Here is a 16,570-nt window from a genome sequence, read left to right on the forward strand (position 1 = left end):
CTATGACAGCGTCAAGACGGTATTTTCACTCCAAATATAGGAGGATTTGGCAATCAAGGGTGTTGGCAATCAAAGATTACATATACAAATCATCGTCATCTGATTGATCCGCTGTGGCAACCTCATCGAGACCCGCTGTAACGTCAGCGTTCAATTTGACCAAAAACTTTAGCTTTTGCGTCGCATCGATGGCTGTTTGCCAGTTTTGGGTAACGTAAGCGTTATTAAACCGCTCAGATTGTTTGGCTAAGCGTTCTGTGATTTGAGGATGTAACTGTTGCAAGGCTGACAGATTTTCTCCTTCGATGGCATCATCTAAATCCATTCGTATTTCCATCGCATCTTCCAAAAAATCTAAATCGGCGATAGAGTGCTCTATGTTTTGAGCTTGATCCGCCATATCTAGTAGGTAACCTGCACGGCTATCAGGCGCACTCAACGTCTGGTATGCTTGATTAATGAGTGCGGAGGTTTGCTCTGACTGCTGCTTTGCTTGTGCGGTATCGGCTTGGTTTTTTGTGACGTTGTCAGGATGATAGAGTTTTTGCAATAGACGTAGATGCTGATCGAGACTGTCTTGATTGACTTCAAATTGTACAGGCTGCTCAAATAAGGCAAAAAAGTTATCGAACTGCGTTTTTGAAAGAGTGTCTGTCATATCTTACGCCTTGCTTTTTTATTGATTTTTAAAATGCTGATCTGGTTCAGGGTTTGTCTGTCGCCTTATCCGATGGTCAGACATATCATGATTACGATGGTTCTGATCATGAAGCATCGCCATTCGAGTATTCACAGTTATTAAACGATGATTTTTGATTATACAGTCAAAAGCATTGAATAGTTAGACGGTAAAGGACTCACCGCATCCACACTCACCCTTTTGATTGGGATTGGTGAATTTAAAACCTTCATTTAAGCCTTCTTTTTCATAATCCATCAACAAGCCATCTAAATATACCAAGCTTTTAGGATCAATAAAGATGCTAACATCTCGGCTTTCATAGCGTGTGTCATTCTCATCAGGGGTATCTACAAACTCTAAGACATAAGCCAAGCCTGAGCAACCCGCTGTGCGAATACCCACGCGAATACCTTCGCCTTTGCCGCGATTGTCCAAAAAGTCTCGAACATGCTGAGCGGCGCGTTCTGTCATTTCAATCATGCCAACTCCCATTGACTATTAATTATAAGTATCAATAAAAAAATCTGTATCAATTGGCAACTGAAATTACGAGATTGCCAAGATAATATGCTAGCGGATCTTAGAAAATAAAAGGTGACAATTACATAAGTGTCATTGTCACCTTTTTAGCATCAGTAGCTGTTTAACGTGTTGCTACTATAGCGCTGCTAATACCATGCAGCGCATAGGCTAGTAGGTTTAGCCTTAGATAACAGCTTCTTCAGTTGCTGCTGCTACGCCATGCTTACCTTTATAGTCGCTAATAGCGGCTTTAATAGCATCTTCTGCAAGTACAGAGCAATGCACTTTTACTGGTGGCAATGCCAATTCTTCAGCAATGTGACTGTTCTTAATTTCGCCAGCTTGGTCTAGACTCTTGCCTTTTAGCCACTCAGTAACGAGTGAGCTTGAAGCAATAGCTGAACCACAGCCATACGTTTTAAAACGTGCATCTTCGATGATACCGTTATCATCAACTTGGATCTGTAGACGCATCACATCGCCACATGCTGGGGCACCGACCATACCGGTACCGACATTTTTGGCATTCTTATCAAGATTGCCAACGTTGCGTGGGTTTTCGTAATGATCAATAACTTGGTCGCTATAGGCCATGGGGTTTTCTCCTGGTTAGATGATGAGTAGTCCTTTATCAACTTTAAGTATCTAACTACTCATCGATAATTGGGGTCAAACGTTAGTTTACATTGTCTGATTAATGTCTTGTTCGACAGGGTTTGTACCCTGTCTTTTTAATATTAGTGCTCAGCCCATTCAACTGAATCTAAATCAACACCTTCTTGATACATATCCCAAAGTGGCGATAGGGCACGTAATTTATCAACGGCCTCATGCATCTGTTTGATAACTGTATCGATGTCTGCTTCGGTGGTATAACGACCAAAGCTAAAACGGATTGAGCTGTGTGCTAGCTCATCTGGGCGACCGATAGCGCGTAGTACATATGATGGCTCAAGCGTGGCTGACGTACAGGCAGAACCTGATGAGACAGCTAAGTCTTTTAGTGACATCATGAGTGATTCACCTTCAACGAAGTTAAAGCTGATGTTCACAATGTTAGGAACGCTATGCTCTAAGTCGCCGTTTAAATAAATCTCTTCAATATCTTGTAGACCATCCCACAGCTTTTGGCGTAGTTTGGCTGCATGCGCATTGTCTTCTTTGTAGCTGTCATTGGCTAGAGCAAATGCAGCACCAAGGCCGACGATTTGATGCGTTGGCAAAGTTCCTGAACGCATGCCACGCTCATGACCACCGCCATGCTGCTCAGCTTTTAGACGAATACGTGGCTTGCGGCTAACAAACAAAGCACCGATACCTTTAGGACCGTAGGCTTTGTGACCTGAGAAGCTCATCAAGTCGATTTTCATCTCTGCAAGGTCGATCAATACTTTGCCCACTGATTGCGCGCCATCCACATGGAAGACCACACCCGCTTCGCGAGTGATTTCACCAATCGCAGTGACATCGGTAAGCGTACCAAGCTCGTTGTTCACCATCATAAGTGATACTAAGATAGTATCTTCACGTAGCGCTTCTTTAACTTGCTCTGGCAAAATAAGACCGGTGCTTGGTTGCGGCTCAAGATAAGTGATCTCAAAACCTTCTTGCTCAAGCTCACGGCAAGTATCTAGTACGGCTTTGTGTTCAATTTTACTAGTGATGATATGCTTACCACGAGACTGATAAAAATGGGCGGCACCTTTAATAGCAAGGTTGTCAGATTCGGTTGCACCAGAGGTAAAGACGATTTCGCGTGGATCAGCATTGATCACTTCCGCCACTTGGGCACGAGCAGTTTCTACTGCTTCTTCTGCTTGCCAGCCGTAACCGTGTGAGCGCGAGGCTGGGTTGCCAAAGACGCCATCTACCGTCAGATACTCGCTCATCTTAGCAGCGACTGATTTGGCTACTGGAGTGGTGGCGGCATAATCTAAGTATATAAGGTTGTTATGTTGGCTCATGCTGGGTTTGCCTCGCTGTTCGATAGAGTAATAGTGTTGATGTCTTTTATGGAGAAATCTTTTGTAGAGCTGTGCTGACGTTCTGAAACTGCAGGCACGTTTTCCATATCTAATAATTGCGCTAATGTGATATTTTTCAAGTACTGTTCAATATGATTTGATAATGAACACCATAAATCATGGGTTAGACACATGGCACCACCTTGGCAGTCACCGCGTCCTTCACACTGCATTGCATTCACGGATTCATCAACAGCAGATATGATGCTCATCACATCAATCTCATTCAGTGGTTTGGCTAAGTTATAACCACCAGCTGCACCGCGAATACTGGTGACAAGGCCACGCTTGCGAAGTTTGGAAAACAGCTGCTCAAGGTATGAGATAGAGATAGATTGCCGCTTGGCGATATCAGATAGAGATACGGCACTGTCTTGTTGGCTAGTCTGTACGGCTAAGTCTAGCAATGCAGTAACGGCGTATCTGCCCCGAGTAGTCAAACGCATGTGTTATCTCCAAACTTTTATGTCATTTTGTTTAACAACGATTTATTCAACAGTAACTTTAACCAAGAATGCTGTTGAAACGATAATCAGCGGCATACTGGTTAAGTCATATTTTATCGCTAGTAAACAGCAGATGATGAACTCGATGTGTGCAACGATTAGGTCAATTATACTTAATCCCGAGTAATTTAGTCAAGATTAAAGTGTGGATGAATGGTTAATCCAGCTTATCGCGATGATTGATAAAAACAATGGTATTTAGAAGCGGTCATAAAACCGTTTAGTGGTGGTGATTACAGAGATTGTGCTTAGAGCTTTTGAATCTGTTGAGAAACAGAAGACTGTAAGTTTGTCTATGTATTCTGTTGAAGTGACTAATTATTGAGTTGATTAAGTATTGAGGTGGTAAAGAAGCAAAAAGTGGCTGATATCCTGTAATAGATATCAGCTGCTTTTTTATCAAGCTATTGTTTTAAACTACGATGTACCGTTGAAATCAATTCATCACCAGTGCGATGAGGGCACCAACCATAACGACTAAAGCGGCTATGGTAACAATCATTAATGTTTTTTGCTTACTCTGTAGTTCTTTTACCGTGGTTTCAAGTTCTCGGTTTTTGATGGTCAAAGTGTTGATTTGGGTTTGCTGCTCTTTAATGCGTACTTTATAGTGTTCTTTCTTTTCTGCCATTTCAGCATCAGTCGGCTTGGGCTTTGATTTGCCGCCCTTTATCTTTTTGATGATACCTTGAATCAGACCGCCAAGACCCAGCTGCATGATGAACTGCTTGACCAATTGTACTTGAACCGTTTCACCGCGCATTTGTAGTTTTTCGGTCGTTTCGCTGTCATGAGTGGTGATGGCATTGATGACTTGAAGACTATAGGCATTGATAACTACATCAGGCTCACTACGGCCAATAGGCAACTGTGCATCGAGCAATACGCCTTTGGTACTAAACGTCGCAAATACCTCTACATGAGGTAGATATAAGCGAAGTGCGACCACGGTGCCTTGCTTGGCAAGTGGATAAGCGGCCTTACGCAATTCAGGGTCCAAACGTAACAGTAGTGTCAGCGCTGACTCGATAAACACTAAAATGATATTAAGAAAAGAGTGAGACAACGTAGAACGCTTCATGTAAATAATCCGTTTTTTATTTAGCAAATTGAGTGTATCAAAGCCATATAGGATGGCACTTATTCAAAATTTGCAGTGATATTTTGCTTATAGTAACGTCTTTATAATAAAAAGTAACGCTAGTTTCTGTCAGCAGCTACATTATTACAGTACAATTTAGTCTTCAATAAAGACACTGCTATTTGTGACTCGCAATATAAAATATGGACAAATAAGCGTCCCAAAAGCCAAAATTTGAGTACGCTAAAACTACTTAGGTTGAACTGCGTCATTCAAACAATAATAATGTTGGCTATTTGGGCTACAATCGTAGGCTATATGCGCCAGATTTGCGTTTCACGCCGTAATGGTGAACCTATTGTAAAATAGCTGAGGCGTAAAGGTTGCAAGATTGTACGGGCGTTGCAGATGTTTTGCGTAACATTAGGTGTCAAATACGTAGTACGTGGCATAAAAATATGTAAAATCGCTTGCGCTCCTTATGCTGCCTTGATATAAAGACGATAACAATGCGAGACCTGTTGATACGCCAGTGCAGTATTTTTTATTGCGTAAGTACCGCGTGAGCGTTACAATACTTGGCGTGAGCGTTTATTACCCCCTTAAACTTGAAGGAAATTTTATGAATAAGTCAGAATTAATTGATAGCATCGCAGACAAAAGTGGTCTAAATAAGACTCAAGCTGGTGAAGCTCTGAATGCTGTTATGGAAAGTGTTGGCGAAGCTTTAGAAGCTGGCGATAGCATCTCATTAGTTGGCTTTGGTACTTTTAGCGTAAAAGATCGCAAAGCACGTACTGGCCGTAACCCTAAGACTGGTGAAGAACTAAGCATTCCAGCAAGCAAAGTACCAAGCTTTAAAGCGGGTAAAAACCTAAAAGAGCGTTTGAACTAAGCCTTTTTTAGTCGTAATATGATTCAAGGCTGCTTTGGCTGATGTTTTAAGCCAAGCGCAAAGAGAGCACCTAACTATTTAGGTGCTTTTTTTGTCGCTATAGTTTGTATCATATGATGTGAATATTTTGAGTCTGCATCAAAAATCACGTATCATAGGGCGCGCGATAGATGCGTTGTTTGGATAAGGTTTTTTGATCGAGCCTTTTTATCAAGTCCTGTGTCGTCTTATATAACGCACACGTCTTTACTCTTACCATTGCCAGCTTAGACAGCACTGATATTAATGGGCCGTATTGAACATGCCCAAACAGTATTACAATGGTTTTTCATCAATATAGGTTAATAAAGCAGAGATAACTATGGATAAATTGCGCGATTTCTTAAAAAGCTGGCCAGGTCGCATTTTATTGATTTTATGCCTATCGCCACTTGCCTTATTAGGTGTCGAAAGTTATTTTGGTGGTGGCGTTGACCCCAACCAGATCGCTCAAGTAGGTGATGCAAGCGTAGGACTGTCCGAGTATCAGACTGCCGTAAATAATCGTCGCACTGAAGTGTTAGAGCAGGTTGAGGATGCCAGTCTACTGAACGAAGATGTATTGCACGAGCAAGTGTTAAAAGGGTTGATTGATCGGACTTTGCTTGAGCAGCAAGCAGGCAAGCTTGGCATGACAGTCTCTGATGACACGATCAATCGTCTGCTGCGTCAAGAAGAGATATTCCAAGATGCAGAAGGCAATTTTTCTAATGATCAATTTGCCAATTTTTTGCGTCAGCGCGGTATGAGCAAAGACCAGTTGTTTGCAGAGTTTCGCAATCAGTTGAGTCTCGATCAGCTAAATGCCAGTATCGTTGGCACGGCCGTATATCCAATGCAAGCAGTCAGTCAGTTGATTGATCTACAACTTGAGTCGCGTAATGTGTGGATACATCGTTTTAATTGGCAGGATTATCAAAGCCAAGTTAAGCTGAGCAAAAGTGATATTCAAGGGTACTATGATGCCAATAAAGACACACTCAAAAGTGCGGCAATGGTCGATCTGGCTTATATCCAACTCAGTCCGCAAACCATCAAAGTAGATGACATCACTGCTGAAGATTTACAGCAGCAGTATGAGGCCTATAAGCAAAGCATAGCGGCCACCGATGAGCGCAAAGTTAGCCAAATTTTATTGACGGGTACTGACGCTAAAGCCAGAGCCGATAAGGTAAAAGCGCGTATAAATAAAGGCGAGGCCTTTGCTGCATTGGCTAAAGCTGAGTCAGATGATCCATCAGGAGACACAGGTGGTGACATTGGACGCTTCAACCCTTCAGTGTTTGGCAATGACGCAGATACGGTTCAAAAAGCGCTAGAAGGCTTGAGCGTTGGTGATGTGACTGCACCTATCAAAACCAGTTTTGGCTACCAGATATTTACCGTCACTGAAGACAATGGCAAAAAGACACCAAGTCTAGACAGCATGCGTGATGACTTAACGGCCAAAGCCAAAGAATATAAGCGTCAGGAAATCTATGCTGATAAAGTAACGTCGATTAATGATTTGGCAGCAGATGGTTTCAGTATCGAGGACATCGCTCAGCAAGAAGGTGTGACACTAAAACGTCTCAAAGATTATCGCAAAGAAAATAACAAGTCCGTACTGTCGCAACCAGCCGTGGTCAAACAAGCCTTTGATGAATTTACGATTCAAGATCAGGCCGTGACGTCAGGTATAGAGGTAGGTAATGGCAATGTATGGGTACAACCGACCAACTATCGTCCTACCAAGACACTGACGTTGGCAAATGCAACGCCAAGAATCACTCAAATATTGCGTCAACAAAAAGCATCTGCGCTGGCATTAAAAGAAGCCAAAGCAATTGCTGCTGGTATCAAAACGCCAGCTGATATTGCTAAGCAATCTGTCAGCTTTCAAGCATTGGGTGAGATTAATCGTCAAACCACTAGATTGACAAACAAAGAGCGTGGGTTGGCATTTAGCCAACAAGCGGCTGCCAATGGCGTGTCAGCTATCGCTAGTGAAACCGAGATGGGCGTAACCCTACTGGTAGGTGATCGCATCAAAACGGAGCAACAGTCGCCACTGTCTGATATGCAACGTGCACAAACAGCGAGCATCATTCGTGATAACTTAGGTCAAGATCAGCTACAAGACTACTTAGACTATCTGCGTTTGGTGTATCCGGTTGAGATTAATGAATCTAACATGGCAAACGCACAAGGACGCTAAGTGCTTATCATTTAAGCAGCCCTAAACGTTGAACATAAAAAAGCCACTGTCACTATTCAGACAGTGGCTTTTTTAATGGGTGCTGCTTTTATCACAGATCTTTGTAAAAAAAATTATCACAAAGGCTAAACCTGAATGTCAGTTAAATAGAAAGACGATAGTCAAAGAAGTCTAAAATTGCTACAAGGCAGCCGACTACAGATTGTACAAGTCGTACATCTAGGGAGGCTAACACCATCGCAGTTTAGTCGTTCTCTAACTATACCATTCATACCAATCTGCTAAGTGACATAACCGTCTAGTGACGGAAATGGCGCATACCCGTGAATACCATCGCAATACCATGCTCATTAGCAGCTGCAATCGTCTCGTCATCACGCATAGAGCCGCCTGGCTGAATGATAGCAGAGATACCTACTTCGGCTGCGTTATCGATGCCATCACGGAAAGGGAAGAAGGCATCTGATGCCATCACCGCACCTTCAGTGGCAAGTCCAGCATGTTCAGCTTTGATAGCCGCAATACGTGCTGAATTGACACGGCTCATTTGACCTGCGCCAACCCCGATAGTGCGCTGACCTTTGGCATAAACGATGGCGTTCGATTTGACGTATTTTGCCACGTTCCAGCTAAACAATAGGTCGGCGATTTGCGCCTCAGTAGGTTGTACGTCAGTCACGACGGTAAGATCGGCTGCGGTCATCAGACCAAGATCTTGCTCTTGCACAAGCAGGCCACCGTTGACACGTTTATAGTCAAGTTGGATATCACGTTGATCGGGCGCTGGCAGGTCACCGCAAACCAACACGCGTACGTTTTTCTTAGATGCCGTTGCCTCAAGTACGCCGTCTTCGATACTAGGAGCGATAATCACTTCGACAAACTGATTGTCGATAATGGCTTTTGCAGCGTCTAGTGTCAATGGACGGTTGAATGCAATGATACCGCCAAAAGAAGATTCAGGATCTGTGCTAAACGCCGTACGATAAGCCGCGACTTGGTCGTTATCCACTGCCACACCGCAAGGGTTGGCATGTTTGACGATGACGCAAGCGGGCGTGCTAAAGGCTTTTACGCACTCAAGAGCGGCGTCGGTATCAGCGATATTATTATAAGATAAGGCCTTACCTTGTAATTGCTTGGCTGTAGCAATAGAAGCTTGCTGGCTCTTTGATGACTGGTTTTCAGTATAAAAAGCGGCGTTTTGGTGTGGGTTTTCGCCATAGCGTAGGTCTTGCGCCTTCGCCATTTGCACGTTGAATGTGCGAGGGAAGTTCTCAGGCGTTTGTGTTTCATTAACACGGCTGCCTAAGAAGTTTGCAATCATGCCATCATACTGTGCGGTATGTTCAAAGGCTTTAACGGCTAAGTCATAGCGTAGGGCAGTGGTCAGTTCAGTGCCACCATTTAACGCCTCAAGGACGCGATCATAGTCTGCTGGATCGGTCACAATACCTACGTGCGCGTGGTTTTTTGCGGCTGAGCGTACCATGGTCGGGCCACCGATATCGATATTTTCGATGGCATCGTTCATGGTGACATCAGCGCGTGCAATGGTCTCAGCAAACGGATATAAATTCACGACAACTAAGTCAATGCGCTCAATGGCATGCTCGCTCATCACAGCATCATCGGTACCGCGGCGACCCAAGATACCACCATGGATTTTAGGATGCAGTGTTTTGACACGGCCATCCATCATTTCAGGAAAGCCTGTATAGTCTGATACTTCTGTCACAGCGACGTTGTTTTCTGTGAGCAGTCGATAAGTGCCGCCAGTAGAGAGCAAGCCAAAACCTGCTTTGATAAGGCCTTGAGCAAATTCAATGATGTCGGATTTATCAGAGACTGATAATAGGGCAAGTGGGGTTGTACTCATAAAAAATCTTCCATAAAAAAAGCCTGACGTAAACGTCTGGCAAGGTGATGATGACAATAACGGTAGACTGCATCACGATAACTGACACCGTGAACAGCGAATGGCCACGCATGATAAGTGGCAGTGATAATGGCTGAGCTCATATAGCAGGATTACATCAAATGGTAGGTTTTGAGTTTTTTACGTAATGTGCCGCGATTAAGACCTAAAATTTGCGCACATTTTGTTTGGTTGCCACGTGTTTTTTCTAGCACAACCGATAATAGAGGCTCTTCGACCTGCTTTAAGATAAGCTCATATAGGTCGGTCGGTATCTCATCGCCTAGCATCGCAAAGTACTGACGGACAACGCGCTCGACGTGGACACGTAGCGGTTGCTGCATGTGACCGGTGTGGCTATCTAGAGATAACTCAAAATCATGAGTAGGGGAGTGGTAATCTTCTTTATTATAATCGGCAAGGTGCTCAGAGCTTTTAGCAAAATGATTGGCATTATGCTGTGCGTGAGGTGCCATAAGATACTATCCTTAAGATGAAAAAAGAGTCAAACTATTAAAGGTCAGAATAACAGTATATCAAATTAATATCGTCTAGCGCTGACAGATTACTCGCAATCTAAATAGAACAATCGCTAAAACTGACATCGATTATAAGTAGCCTACAGAATCAAAGCTATTCTATGAAGTACCGCTTAATAAATTGGCGTCATCGTCACCTGACGAATCTGGGTATTAGAAATGGGTACTGTAAATAGCAACCGGCGCTGATCAGCAGCAGGCAGTTGGCTTTGTTTGCCCAATAGGTAGTCACTGGGCGCTGCGATAAACACGCCAATGAGAGCGTTATCACCATAGACGCTGACTTTTACATTCGGGTACAGTTGCGCCTGAGCGCTTTGGTTATTTAAAGTTGCGCCGATGTCACTAAAGGCGCCCGTTGTTTTTATTTGACTGGATCGATGAGTGGTATTGCTGACTGTGAGTGCTGATAGATCTGCACTTGGTAACCGACAAGCAGCGATAGAGCATATTGCTTGCAAGCGCTGAGCATGGTTGGGGTTTTTAATTAACGTGTCTAAATTGAACATGACATACTGCGCTGCAAGTAGCAGTGCCAACACCAAGCAGCCAAGCACCCATAAAATAGATGCAATGGAATGTGTCGTTGGTGTTGAGGCAAAATGTGACTGCGATTTTTTCAAACGTTCTTCAAGTGAGCTCTCATCTGTTCTAATCGGCACACCCATATCTAACAAAATCTGCGATAAATCGGTATCGTCAGCGGGCATCTCTTCGCGTTTACTTTGCTCTTCGAGGAGTTTTTCTAACCATGAATGATCTGAGGTACTATCGACATTGGCATGAATACTATTGGCCTCAGAGGAGCTGATAGATTTTTTTGAAGGTGGTGAGGATGCTGTTGACGTCTTGGGTAATGAGGAAGATGCCGGTACACTAATATTCTGATTAGTGTGCTTGGATATGGTAGGCTTCGGCTTATCCGTAACTGCGGTTATAGGTTCGCTGTGGCTCACTTTTGTCAACCAAGCGTCCATGCCGTCTAAGGACTCGTCGATGTCCATATCCATGTCATCATGGATTAGACCGTCAGGAATTGAAGATTTGGATGCTTGCTGTTTAGTCACTGACGACCCATCATCGTTTGATAGGTTTTGACTCTGCTGCTGATTCTTAGGCGATTGTACCGCTTGCTTATTTATAGCTTGTTTATTGTTCGATGCGGTTGGCGCTATCTTTACTTTAGTAGGTGAGGTGCTAGCCACATCATGACTAACCACCAAATGCTTATTAACCAAAAAACTTTGGTGACATTGATCACAGCTGACCGTGGCATTCACTGTGTTGAGCTGAGTTTGTTGGACTTTAGAGTAAGCTTGACAATGAGGGCACTGAGTTTTTATTGGCGTGGTCATAAGAGCGAATCCAAAAAAGTATGGTTATCAATACCGCATAGCCACTCACCAACAGCTCCCTATAATACAAATCGTACTTTTTGATTTCGATGTCATCATGGGCGACGATAGAGTGGCGTCAAATACATAACATTTGACTGCCACCTATCGTAACAGATGTAATGAAATGTTGCTAGCTAGTAAATGTACCAGACAAACGCTGCCAATGCTGGTCTTCTTGCGTAGTAAAAGCATGCTTTGGATCGAGTGCAAAATAGGGCTGATATGCTTCAGTGACTTGTTCAGTTTGTGATTCGATTAATCCTGCTAATACGATGCGGCCCTTTGGCGCGATTAGCGTAGAAAAATACGGTGCCAATCCAATGAGTGGTTTTGCCAAAATATTGGCGACAATAACCTCTACCGGTATAACCTCGTTTTGTGAGCAATAATCAGTGAACTCTTCTGGCAAAAATGCTTGCAGACGATTACCAACTTGGTTACGTACGGCGTTTTGATTGGTTGCAAGCACGGCTTGTGGGTCGATATCTACTGCATAGACGTGGCGTGCACCCAGCAATAAAGCGGCAATGCCTAAGACGCCTGAACCACAGCCATAGTCAATAACCACTTTATCTGCCAAGTCTTGCTCGGTTAGCCAGTCAAGACATAAGCGAGTCGTCGCATGATATCCGGTGCCAAATGCTAGGCCTGGATCCATGATGATATTGGTTGCCTCTGGATTGGGCGGTGTGAGCCATTCTGGCACAATCCATAAATCATTAGCACATTGAATAGGATGGTAGTTGCTCATCCATTCGCGCTCCCAGTCCTTATCATCAACGGCAGTTAGCCAAGTACGAGTCGCTTGCACTTGGGCGGCGATTTCGTGACTGAGTTGCTCAATAGCTTGTTGAGAGCCCGCATCGGTGGTTGCATCAAACAATCCTGTTAGTATGACCTCATCCCATAGCGGTGACTCACCTGGTAGTGGTTCAAACAAGGGCTGATCGCCTGCATCGTCCAAGGCAATTGATAATGCACCTGCTTCTAGTAATAGCGCTTCAGCCAAGTCGACGTTTGATTTTTCACATTGTAAATGCAGTTGTTGCCATGCCATAAAAATAACCTTAAACGAAAATAAATGTATGTTTTGAATAAATCATGATGGCGTCGTATGTAACAAGCTAATGGATACTATTCTTGTGACCATCGCTCACACATAAACGCCTTAGTAAATTAGAAGCCAGTAAGCATTAACGCAGGGCTTTTTTTGCCTCACTGACCACTCGTGAATTGCCCTGAGCTTGTCCTGATTGCAATATGATTTGCCAGAGCGCTCGTCTGCGATTGGCATCCTGAGAGACACTAAGACCACGCCTAGCCATTGCTTCTGCTTTACGAGGTTGGTTTTTTTTCAATGCCACTTGTGCCAAATAAAAATACACCGCAGACGATTTCGGTGCCAAGCGCTGTGCACGCGTAAAGCTGTTCTCAGCATTGGTCAATTGACCTGATTTTAGCTGACTGACACCCAATTGCATCAAATTGCGAAACGCTGGTAAATTACTGTTGTTACTGGCCGCTTGTTGCGTTCTTTGCTGTGAGTTTCTGCGGGCGTGCTCTAGTAAATCGCTGTGTGACGGCACAGAGGGCTCGGAGATTATATAGTCATTGCGAGAAGGTGCAACGACAATCTCCTCCGGTTGTGTGAATACAGGCGTAGGCGGCGTATAAACAGGCGTCTCTTGAGTCAGCGGATTCGATGGCTCAGATGATTCGGGTGGAATATAGGGCTCGACTGGGTATTCGTTCTCATCATCAGATCTGACCATTGGTGCTTGAGTCACGGTGGTTGTGGTCACTGGCGTCTGTGATGATACTGCTGGCTGAACAGGCATTGTTTTCATCGGCGCCGATGAACTGGGTACTGTCTGACACGCACTTAGGCTCAGCATGCCAATGAGCGCGCTACCTGCCAGTGCTGTATTGGCTGACATGAGTTTTTGCTGCCACCGAGTCATTGTCTGTTTCATTGAAACCTTGTGCTGTGAAGATGAGACCATGTTCAGACCCTTTTTAAACGTTAAAAGCTAAATATTACGTATCATATTAAAACCACTCAACAGCACGGTCATACCAAGTATCAGCACGGTCTTGACCTTCACCATCATTTTGCCCATTGCCGTCTTCTGAGCCATCAGCATCAACCGCTTCACCATTTGGAATCTCTAAGCCTTCACGGCGACGTTGCTGATTGATCGCACCTTGTTGGTTTTGGAATTGGGTTTGTTCACGGGCACGGTCTTGTTGATATAAGCTCATCGCACAGTCACTGGCTTCTTCTGGTAGGTGTGCTGACATCACTGGCAAGTAACGTGCGTTGGCACAGCGTTCGTTAGACAACTTACCTGAGTTGTTTTCTAACCACAACCACTCAATACCTTCAGGCTCTGGCAAGGCCACAGGAGTCAGTTTGAGGCGTTTCATATAATCAACCCACACTGGTAATGCCCCAGTACCACCGCTCAAACCAATGGGCTTGTTGTCATCACGACCAACCCAAACGACGCTGACATAGTTGCCACTATAGCCTGCAAACCACGCATCACGGTAGTCATTGGTGGTGCCTGTTTTACCCGCAAGGTTTAGATTGCTGCCAAGCGACTGAGCACGTTTGGCAGTACCATTTGAGACCACTTGCTGTAGTGCATAGTTCGTCAAAAAATTGGTCTCAGGCGGAATGCTGCGTTGAGTATTAAGGCCAGTACGCTGCAAAATACGGCCGCGATCATCAATCACGGTGCGAATACTGTGGATAGGGGTACGGAAACCACCAGTTGCAAAGACTTGATACACACCCAGCATGTCCATTGGACTAAGATTGACTGAGCCTAATAGTGCTGATGGATAAGGTGGGATTTTTTCTTTGACACCCATGCGCTGTAGCTGTTTGGCAAACGTATCGACACCAAACTCCATGCCCAAGCGCACTGCTGCCTGGTTATAAGATTGTGCCAGTGCCGAGGTAAAGGGCACATAGCCATGATCTCGGTTGTCGTAGTTTTTTGGGTTCCAATCAGTGCCATCTTTTAGATTGACTGTGATGGGCGAATCATCTACTGAACTGGCCAAATTATAACGGCCACTCTCAAGTGCAGTCATATAAATAATAGGCTTCAATAGAGAGCCTACTTGGCGTTTCGCATCGACTGCTCGGTTGAATCCGGTAAATTCACTACCACTACCCACCACTGAAACCAGCTCGCCAGTCTCTGGGTTGGCACTGACCAACGCACCTTGCAAATCTTTGGTTTTGCTACCACTACGGCGCAGCTCGCCGAGCTTTTGATCCACGGCTTTATCTGCGGCTAACTGAGCGATAGGGTCTAAGGTACTGATAATGATCAAACCTTCGTTTTTGAGATCGTCAGAGTAATAGACATCATTCAGCTCACGTTTGACAATATCCAAAAAGTCAGGGAATTGGCTCTTGCCTTCAGCAGGCTTATCCACGATACCAAGCGGTTGTTTTAGAGCTTTGTCGTAGTCTGCTTGGCTCAGTGAGCCCACACCCAGCATATTGTTGAGCACCACATCACGACGTGCTTTTGAATCATTGGGATTACGACGAGGGTTATAAATACTAGGGCCTTTTGCCATACCAACCAACATGGCTTGCTGGTCTAAGCGCAGCTCGTTGAGTGGTTTGTCAAAATAGAACTGTGAGGCCAAACCAAACCCATTGATAGAGCGGTTGCCATTTTGACCCAAATAAATCTCGTTCAAATACGTTTGTAGGATTTCATCTTTACTATAATGCAGCTCTAGTAATACCGCCATGAGTGCTTCATTGGCTTTACGTTTTAGCGTACGGTCTGAATTAAGATAAAAGTTTTTGATCAACTGCTGGGTGATGGTCGAGCCACCTTGTCTAGCACCACCAGTAAAGTTATTGATCACGGCACGTGCAATACCACGTACTGATATGCCTTTGTGCTCATAAAAATCTCGGTCTTCGGTAGCAATGAGAGCATCAATTAATGGCTGAGGCACCTCATCTAACGACACCACCATGCGATCTTCGTTACTGTCTGGATAGATACCACCGATATTGACTGGCTCTAGGCGAATGATGCCACTTTTGGCAGGCAAGGTGCTTTGAATAGATTCGACTTTATTGCCAGCAATGGTCATCTTAATCACTTGCTCAGTGTCTTTGTCGCTTGAGCTATAAGTGAAGCCGCGCGTATGGATAAAATACGTATTGCCCGATCTATGATACGTACCCGTACGATCATACGCTTTATTGCTTTGGTAATTGAGCAACTCAAGCCATGTCTTCATGGTGTCTCGATCGACATTAGCCCCTTGATACAGCTCAAGCGGTTGAGAGTATACTTTGGCAGGGATGTCCCAACGCTTACCCTCAAACTTATGAGTAATAGTACGATCAAGCTTAACCAAATATAGTGCCAATAGCACCATACCTGCGATGATAACAATCAATAGAAGGCTACTAAACACCAAGCCGCGCTGCTGTGAGGGTAGCGTGTTTATAGCAGACCTAGAGGGCGGTGATATTTTGGTATTTGGTAACTTAGAATCGGATTTTTGCACGGATGTCGCACCATTTTTGGATAAAAAACTGCCTCATAATGACGCAAATTGACAAATTTTTCAATCTATCATCGTTAATGCAGGCATTAATTGGTCGTAGACTGTGAGCGATGATACTGCTCACAGCAATTGCTTATAGTATAATCACGATTGAAATACCGATGATTATTTTAAAGCACATGAAGCATATGAAGTATTAATCACTTTCAATCG

14 protein-coding genes are annotated in these 16,570 nt (G+C 44.2%); 2 read left to right on the forward strand and 12 right to left on the reverse strand.

All coding sequences use genetic code 11. The annotated features are described in order from the left end of the window. Positions 1-76: 76 nt before the first annotated feature. From hscB to I6E86_RS03755, 6 genes are all read right to left on the reverse strand, one after another. The gene (gene hscB, locus I6E86_RS03730; RefSeq protein ID WP_197175423.1) at positions 77-658 is read right to left on the reverse strand and encodes a Fe-S protein assembly co-chaperone HscB; all 582 of its coding nucleotides are present in this window, start codon (positions 656-658) and stop codon (positions 77-79) included. A 183-nt stretch (positions 659-841) separates the two neighbouring features. Further along, on the reverse strand, positions 842-1,162 hold the full coding sequence (gene iscA, locus I6E86_RS03735) for an iron-sulfur cluster assembly protein IscA (protein WP_025653020.1): 321 nt from the start codon (positions 1,160-1,162) through the stop codon (positions 842-844). A gap of 225 nt (positions 1,163-1,387) precedes the next feature. After that, positions 1,388-1,798 carry a Fe-S cluster assembly scaffold IscU gene (gene iscU / locus I6E86_RS03740; protein ID WP_110922415.1) on the reverse strand — a complete coding sequence of 137 codons (411 nt, stop codon included), beginning with the start codon at positions 1,796-1,798 and terminating at the stop codon, positions 1,388-1,390. 143 nt (positions 1,799-1,941) lie between these two features. Beyond that, positions 1,942-3,168, reverse strand: a complete 1,227-nt coding sequence (locus tag I6E86_RS03745) for an IscS subfamily cysteine desulfurase (RefSeq protein ID WP_194362931.1) — start codon at positions 3,166-3,168, stop codon at positions 1,942-1,944. Continuing rightward, positions 3,165-3,674: an Rrf2 family transcriptional regulator gene (locus I6E86_RS03750; protein ID WP_197175431.1), complete on the reverse strand. Its 510-nt coding sequence runs from the start codon at positions 3,672-3,674 to the stop codon at positions 3,165-3,167. The genes I6E86_RS03745 and I6E86_RS03750 overlap by 4 nt, the downstream gene beginning before the upstream one ends. Before the next feature lie 496 nt (positions 3,675-4,170). Further along, on the reverse strand, positions 4,171-4,815 hold the full coding sequence (locus I6E86_RS03755) for a hypothetical protein (protein ID WP_197175433.1): 645 nt from the start codon (positions 4,813-4,815) through the stop codon (positions 4,171-4,173). Between the two features lie 583 nt (positions 4,816-5,398). Between I6E86_RS03755 and I6E86_RS03760 the strand changes: the two genes are divergently transcribed. Together I6E86_RS03760 and I6E86_RS03765 are read left to right on the forward strand one after the other, a co-directional pair. Then, complete coding sequence (locus tag I6E86_RS03760; RefSeq protein WP_320154166.1) at positions 5,399-5,710, forward strand: HU family DNA-binding protein; 312 nt, start codon at positions 5,399-5,401, stop codon at positions 5,708-5,710. A gap of 361 nt (positions 5,711-6,071) precedes the next feature. Further along, positions 6,072-7,946 carry a SurA N-terminal domain-containing protein gene (locus I6E86_RS03765; RefSeq protein WP_197175435.1) on the forward strand — a complete coding sequence of 625 codons (1,875 nt, stop codon included), beginning with the start codon at positions 6,072-6,074 and terminating at the stop codon, positions 7,944-7,946. A 298-nt stretch (positions 7,947-8,244) separates the two neighbouring features. On the opposite strand, the gene purH is transcribed toward I6E86_RS03765, so the two are convergent. The 6 genes from purH to mrcB all read right to left on the reverse strand — a co-directional run bounded on the left by purH (position 8,245) and on the right by mrcB (position 16,357). Next, positions 8,245-9,825: a bifunctional phosphoribosylaminoimidazolecarboxamide formyltransferase/IMP cyclohydrolase gene (gene purH, locus I6E86_RS03770; protein ID WP_197175437.1), complete on the reverse strand. Its 1,581-nt coding sequence runs from the start codon at positions 9,823-9,825 to the stop codon at positions 8,245-8,247. A gap of 152 nt (positions 9,826-9,977) precedes the next feature. Beyond that, on the reverse strand, positions 9,978-10,340 hold the full coding sequence (gene fis, locus I6E86_RS13755) for a DNA-binding transcriptional regulator Fis (protein ID WP_194362936.1): 363 nt from the start codon (positions 10,338-10,340) through the stop codon (positions 9,978-9,980). Between the two features lie 176 nt (positions 10,341-10,516). Next, complete coding sequence (locus I6E86_RS03780) at positions 10,517-11,758, reverse strand: DUF3426 domain-containing protein (RefSeq protein ID WP_197175439.1); 1,242 nt, start codon at positions 11,756-11,758, stop codon at positions 10,517-10,519. 172 nt (positions 11,759-11,930) lie between these two features. Further along, positions 11,931-12,857 carry a 50S ribosomal protein L11 methyltransferase gene (gene prmA / locus I6E86_RS03785; protein ID WP_197175441.1) on the reverse strand — a complete coding sequence of 309 codons (927 nt, stop codon included), beginning with the start codon at positions 12,855-12,857 and terminating at the stop codon, positions 11,931-11,933. A gap of 136 nt (positions 12,858-12,993) precedes the next feature. After that, positions 12,994-13,773: a tetratricopeptide repeat protein gene (locus I6E86_RS03790; RefSeq protein ID WP_227680525.1), complete on the reverse strand. Its 780-nt coding sequence runs from the start codon at positions 13,771-13,773 to the stop codon at positions 12,994-12,996. Between the two features lie 76 nt (positions 13,774-13,849). After that, complete coding sequence (mrcB, locus tag I6E86_RS03795; RefSeq protein WP_197175445.1) at positions 13,850-16,357, reverse strand: penicillin-binding protein 1B; 2,508 nt, start codon at positions 16,355-16,357, stop codon at positions 13,850-13,852. Positions 16,358-16,570: the final 213 nt, after the last annotated feature.

The organism is Psychrobacter sp. SWN149 (assembly GCF_015864565.1).
Classification (GTDB): domain Bacteria; phylum Pseudomonadota; class Gammaproteobacteria; order Pseudomonadales; family Moraxellaceae; genus Psychrobacter.

Coding starts and splice junctions, on each gene's coding strand:
- hscB (WP_197175423.1), bottom strand. CDS start 658: ATGACAGACACTCTTTCAAAAACGCAGTTCGATAACTTTTTTGCCTTA.
- iscA (WP_025653020.1), bottom strand. CDS start 1,162: ATGATTGAAATGACAGAACGCGCCGCTCAGCATGTTCGAGACTTTTTG.
- iscU (WP_110922415.1), bottom strand. CDS start 1,798: ATGGCCTATAGCGACCAAGTTATTGATCATTACGAAAACCCACGCAAC.
- I6E86_RS03745 (WP_194362931.1), bottom strand. CDS start 3,168: ATGAGCCAACATAACAACCTTATATACTTAGATTATGCCGCCACCACT.
- I6E86_RS03750 (WP_197175431.1), bottom strand. CDS start 3,674: ATGCGTTTGACTACTCGGGGCAGATACGCCGTTACTGCATTGCTAGAC.
- I6E86_RS03755 (WP_197175433.1), bottom strand. CDS start 4,815: ATGAAGCGTTCTACGTTGTCTCACTCTTTTCTTAATATCATTTTAGTG.
- I6E86_RS03765 (WP_197175435.1), top strand. CDS start 6,072: ATGGATAAATTGCGCGATTTCTTAAAAAGCTGGCCAGGTCGCATTTTA.
- purH (WP_197175437.1), bottom strand. CDS start 9,825: ATGAGTACAACCCCACTTGCCCTATTATCAGTCTCTGATAAATCCGAC.
- fis (WP_194362936.1), bottom strand. CDS start 10,340: ATGGCACCTCACGCACAGCATAATGCCAATCATTTTGCTAAAAGCTCT.
- I6E86_RS03780 (WP_197175439.1), bottom strand. CDS start 11,758: ATGACCACGCCAATAAAAACTCAGTGCCCTCATTGTCAAGCTTACTCT.
- prmA (WP_197175441.1), bottom strand. CDS start 12,857: ATGGCATGGCAACAACTGCATTTACAATGTGAAAAATCAAACGTCGAC.
- I6E86_RS03790 (WP_227680525.1), bottom strand. CDS start 13,773: ATGAAACAGACAATGACTCGGTGGCAGCAAAAACTCATGTCAGCCAAT.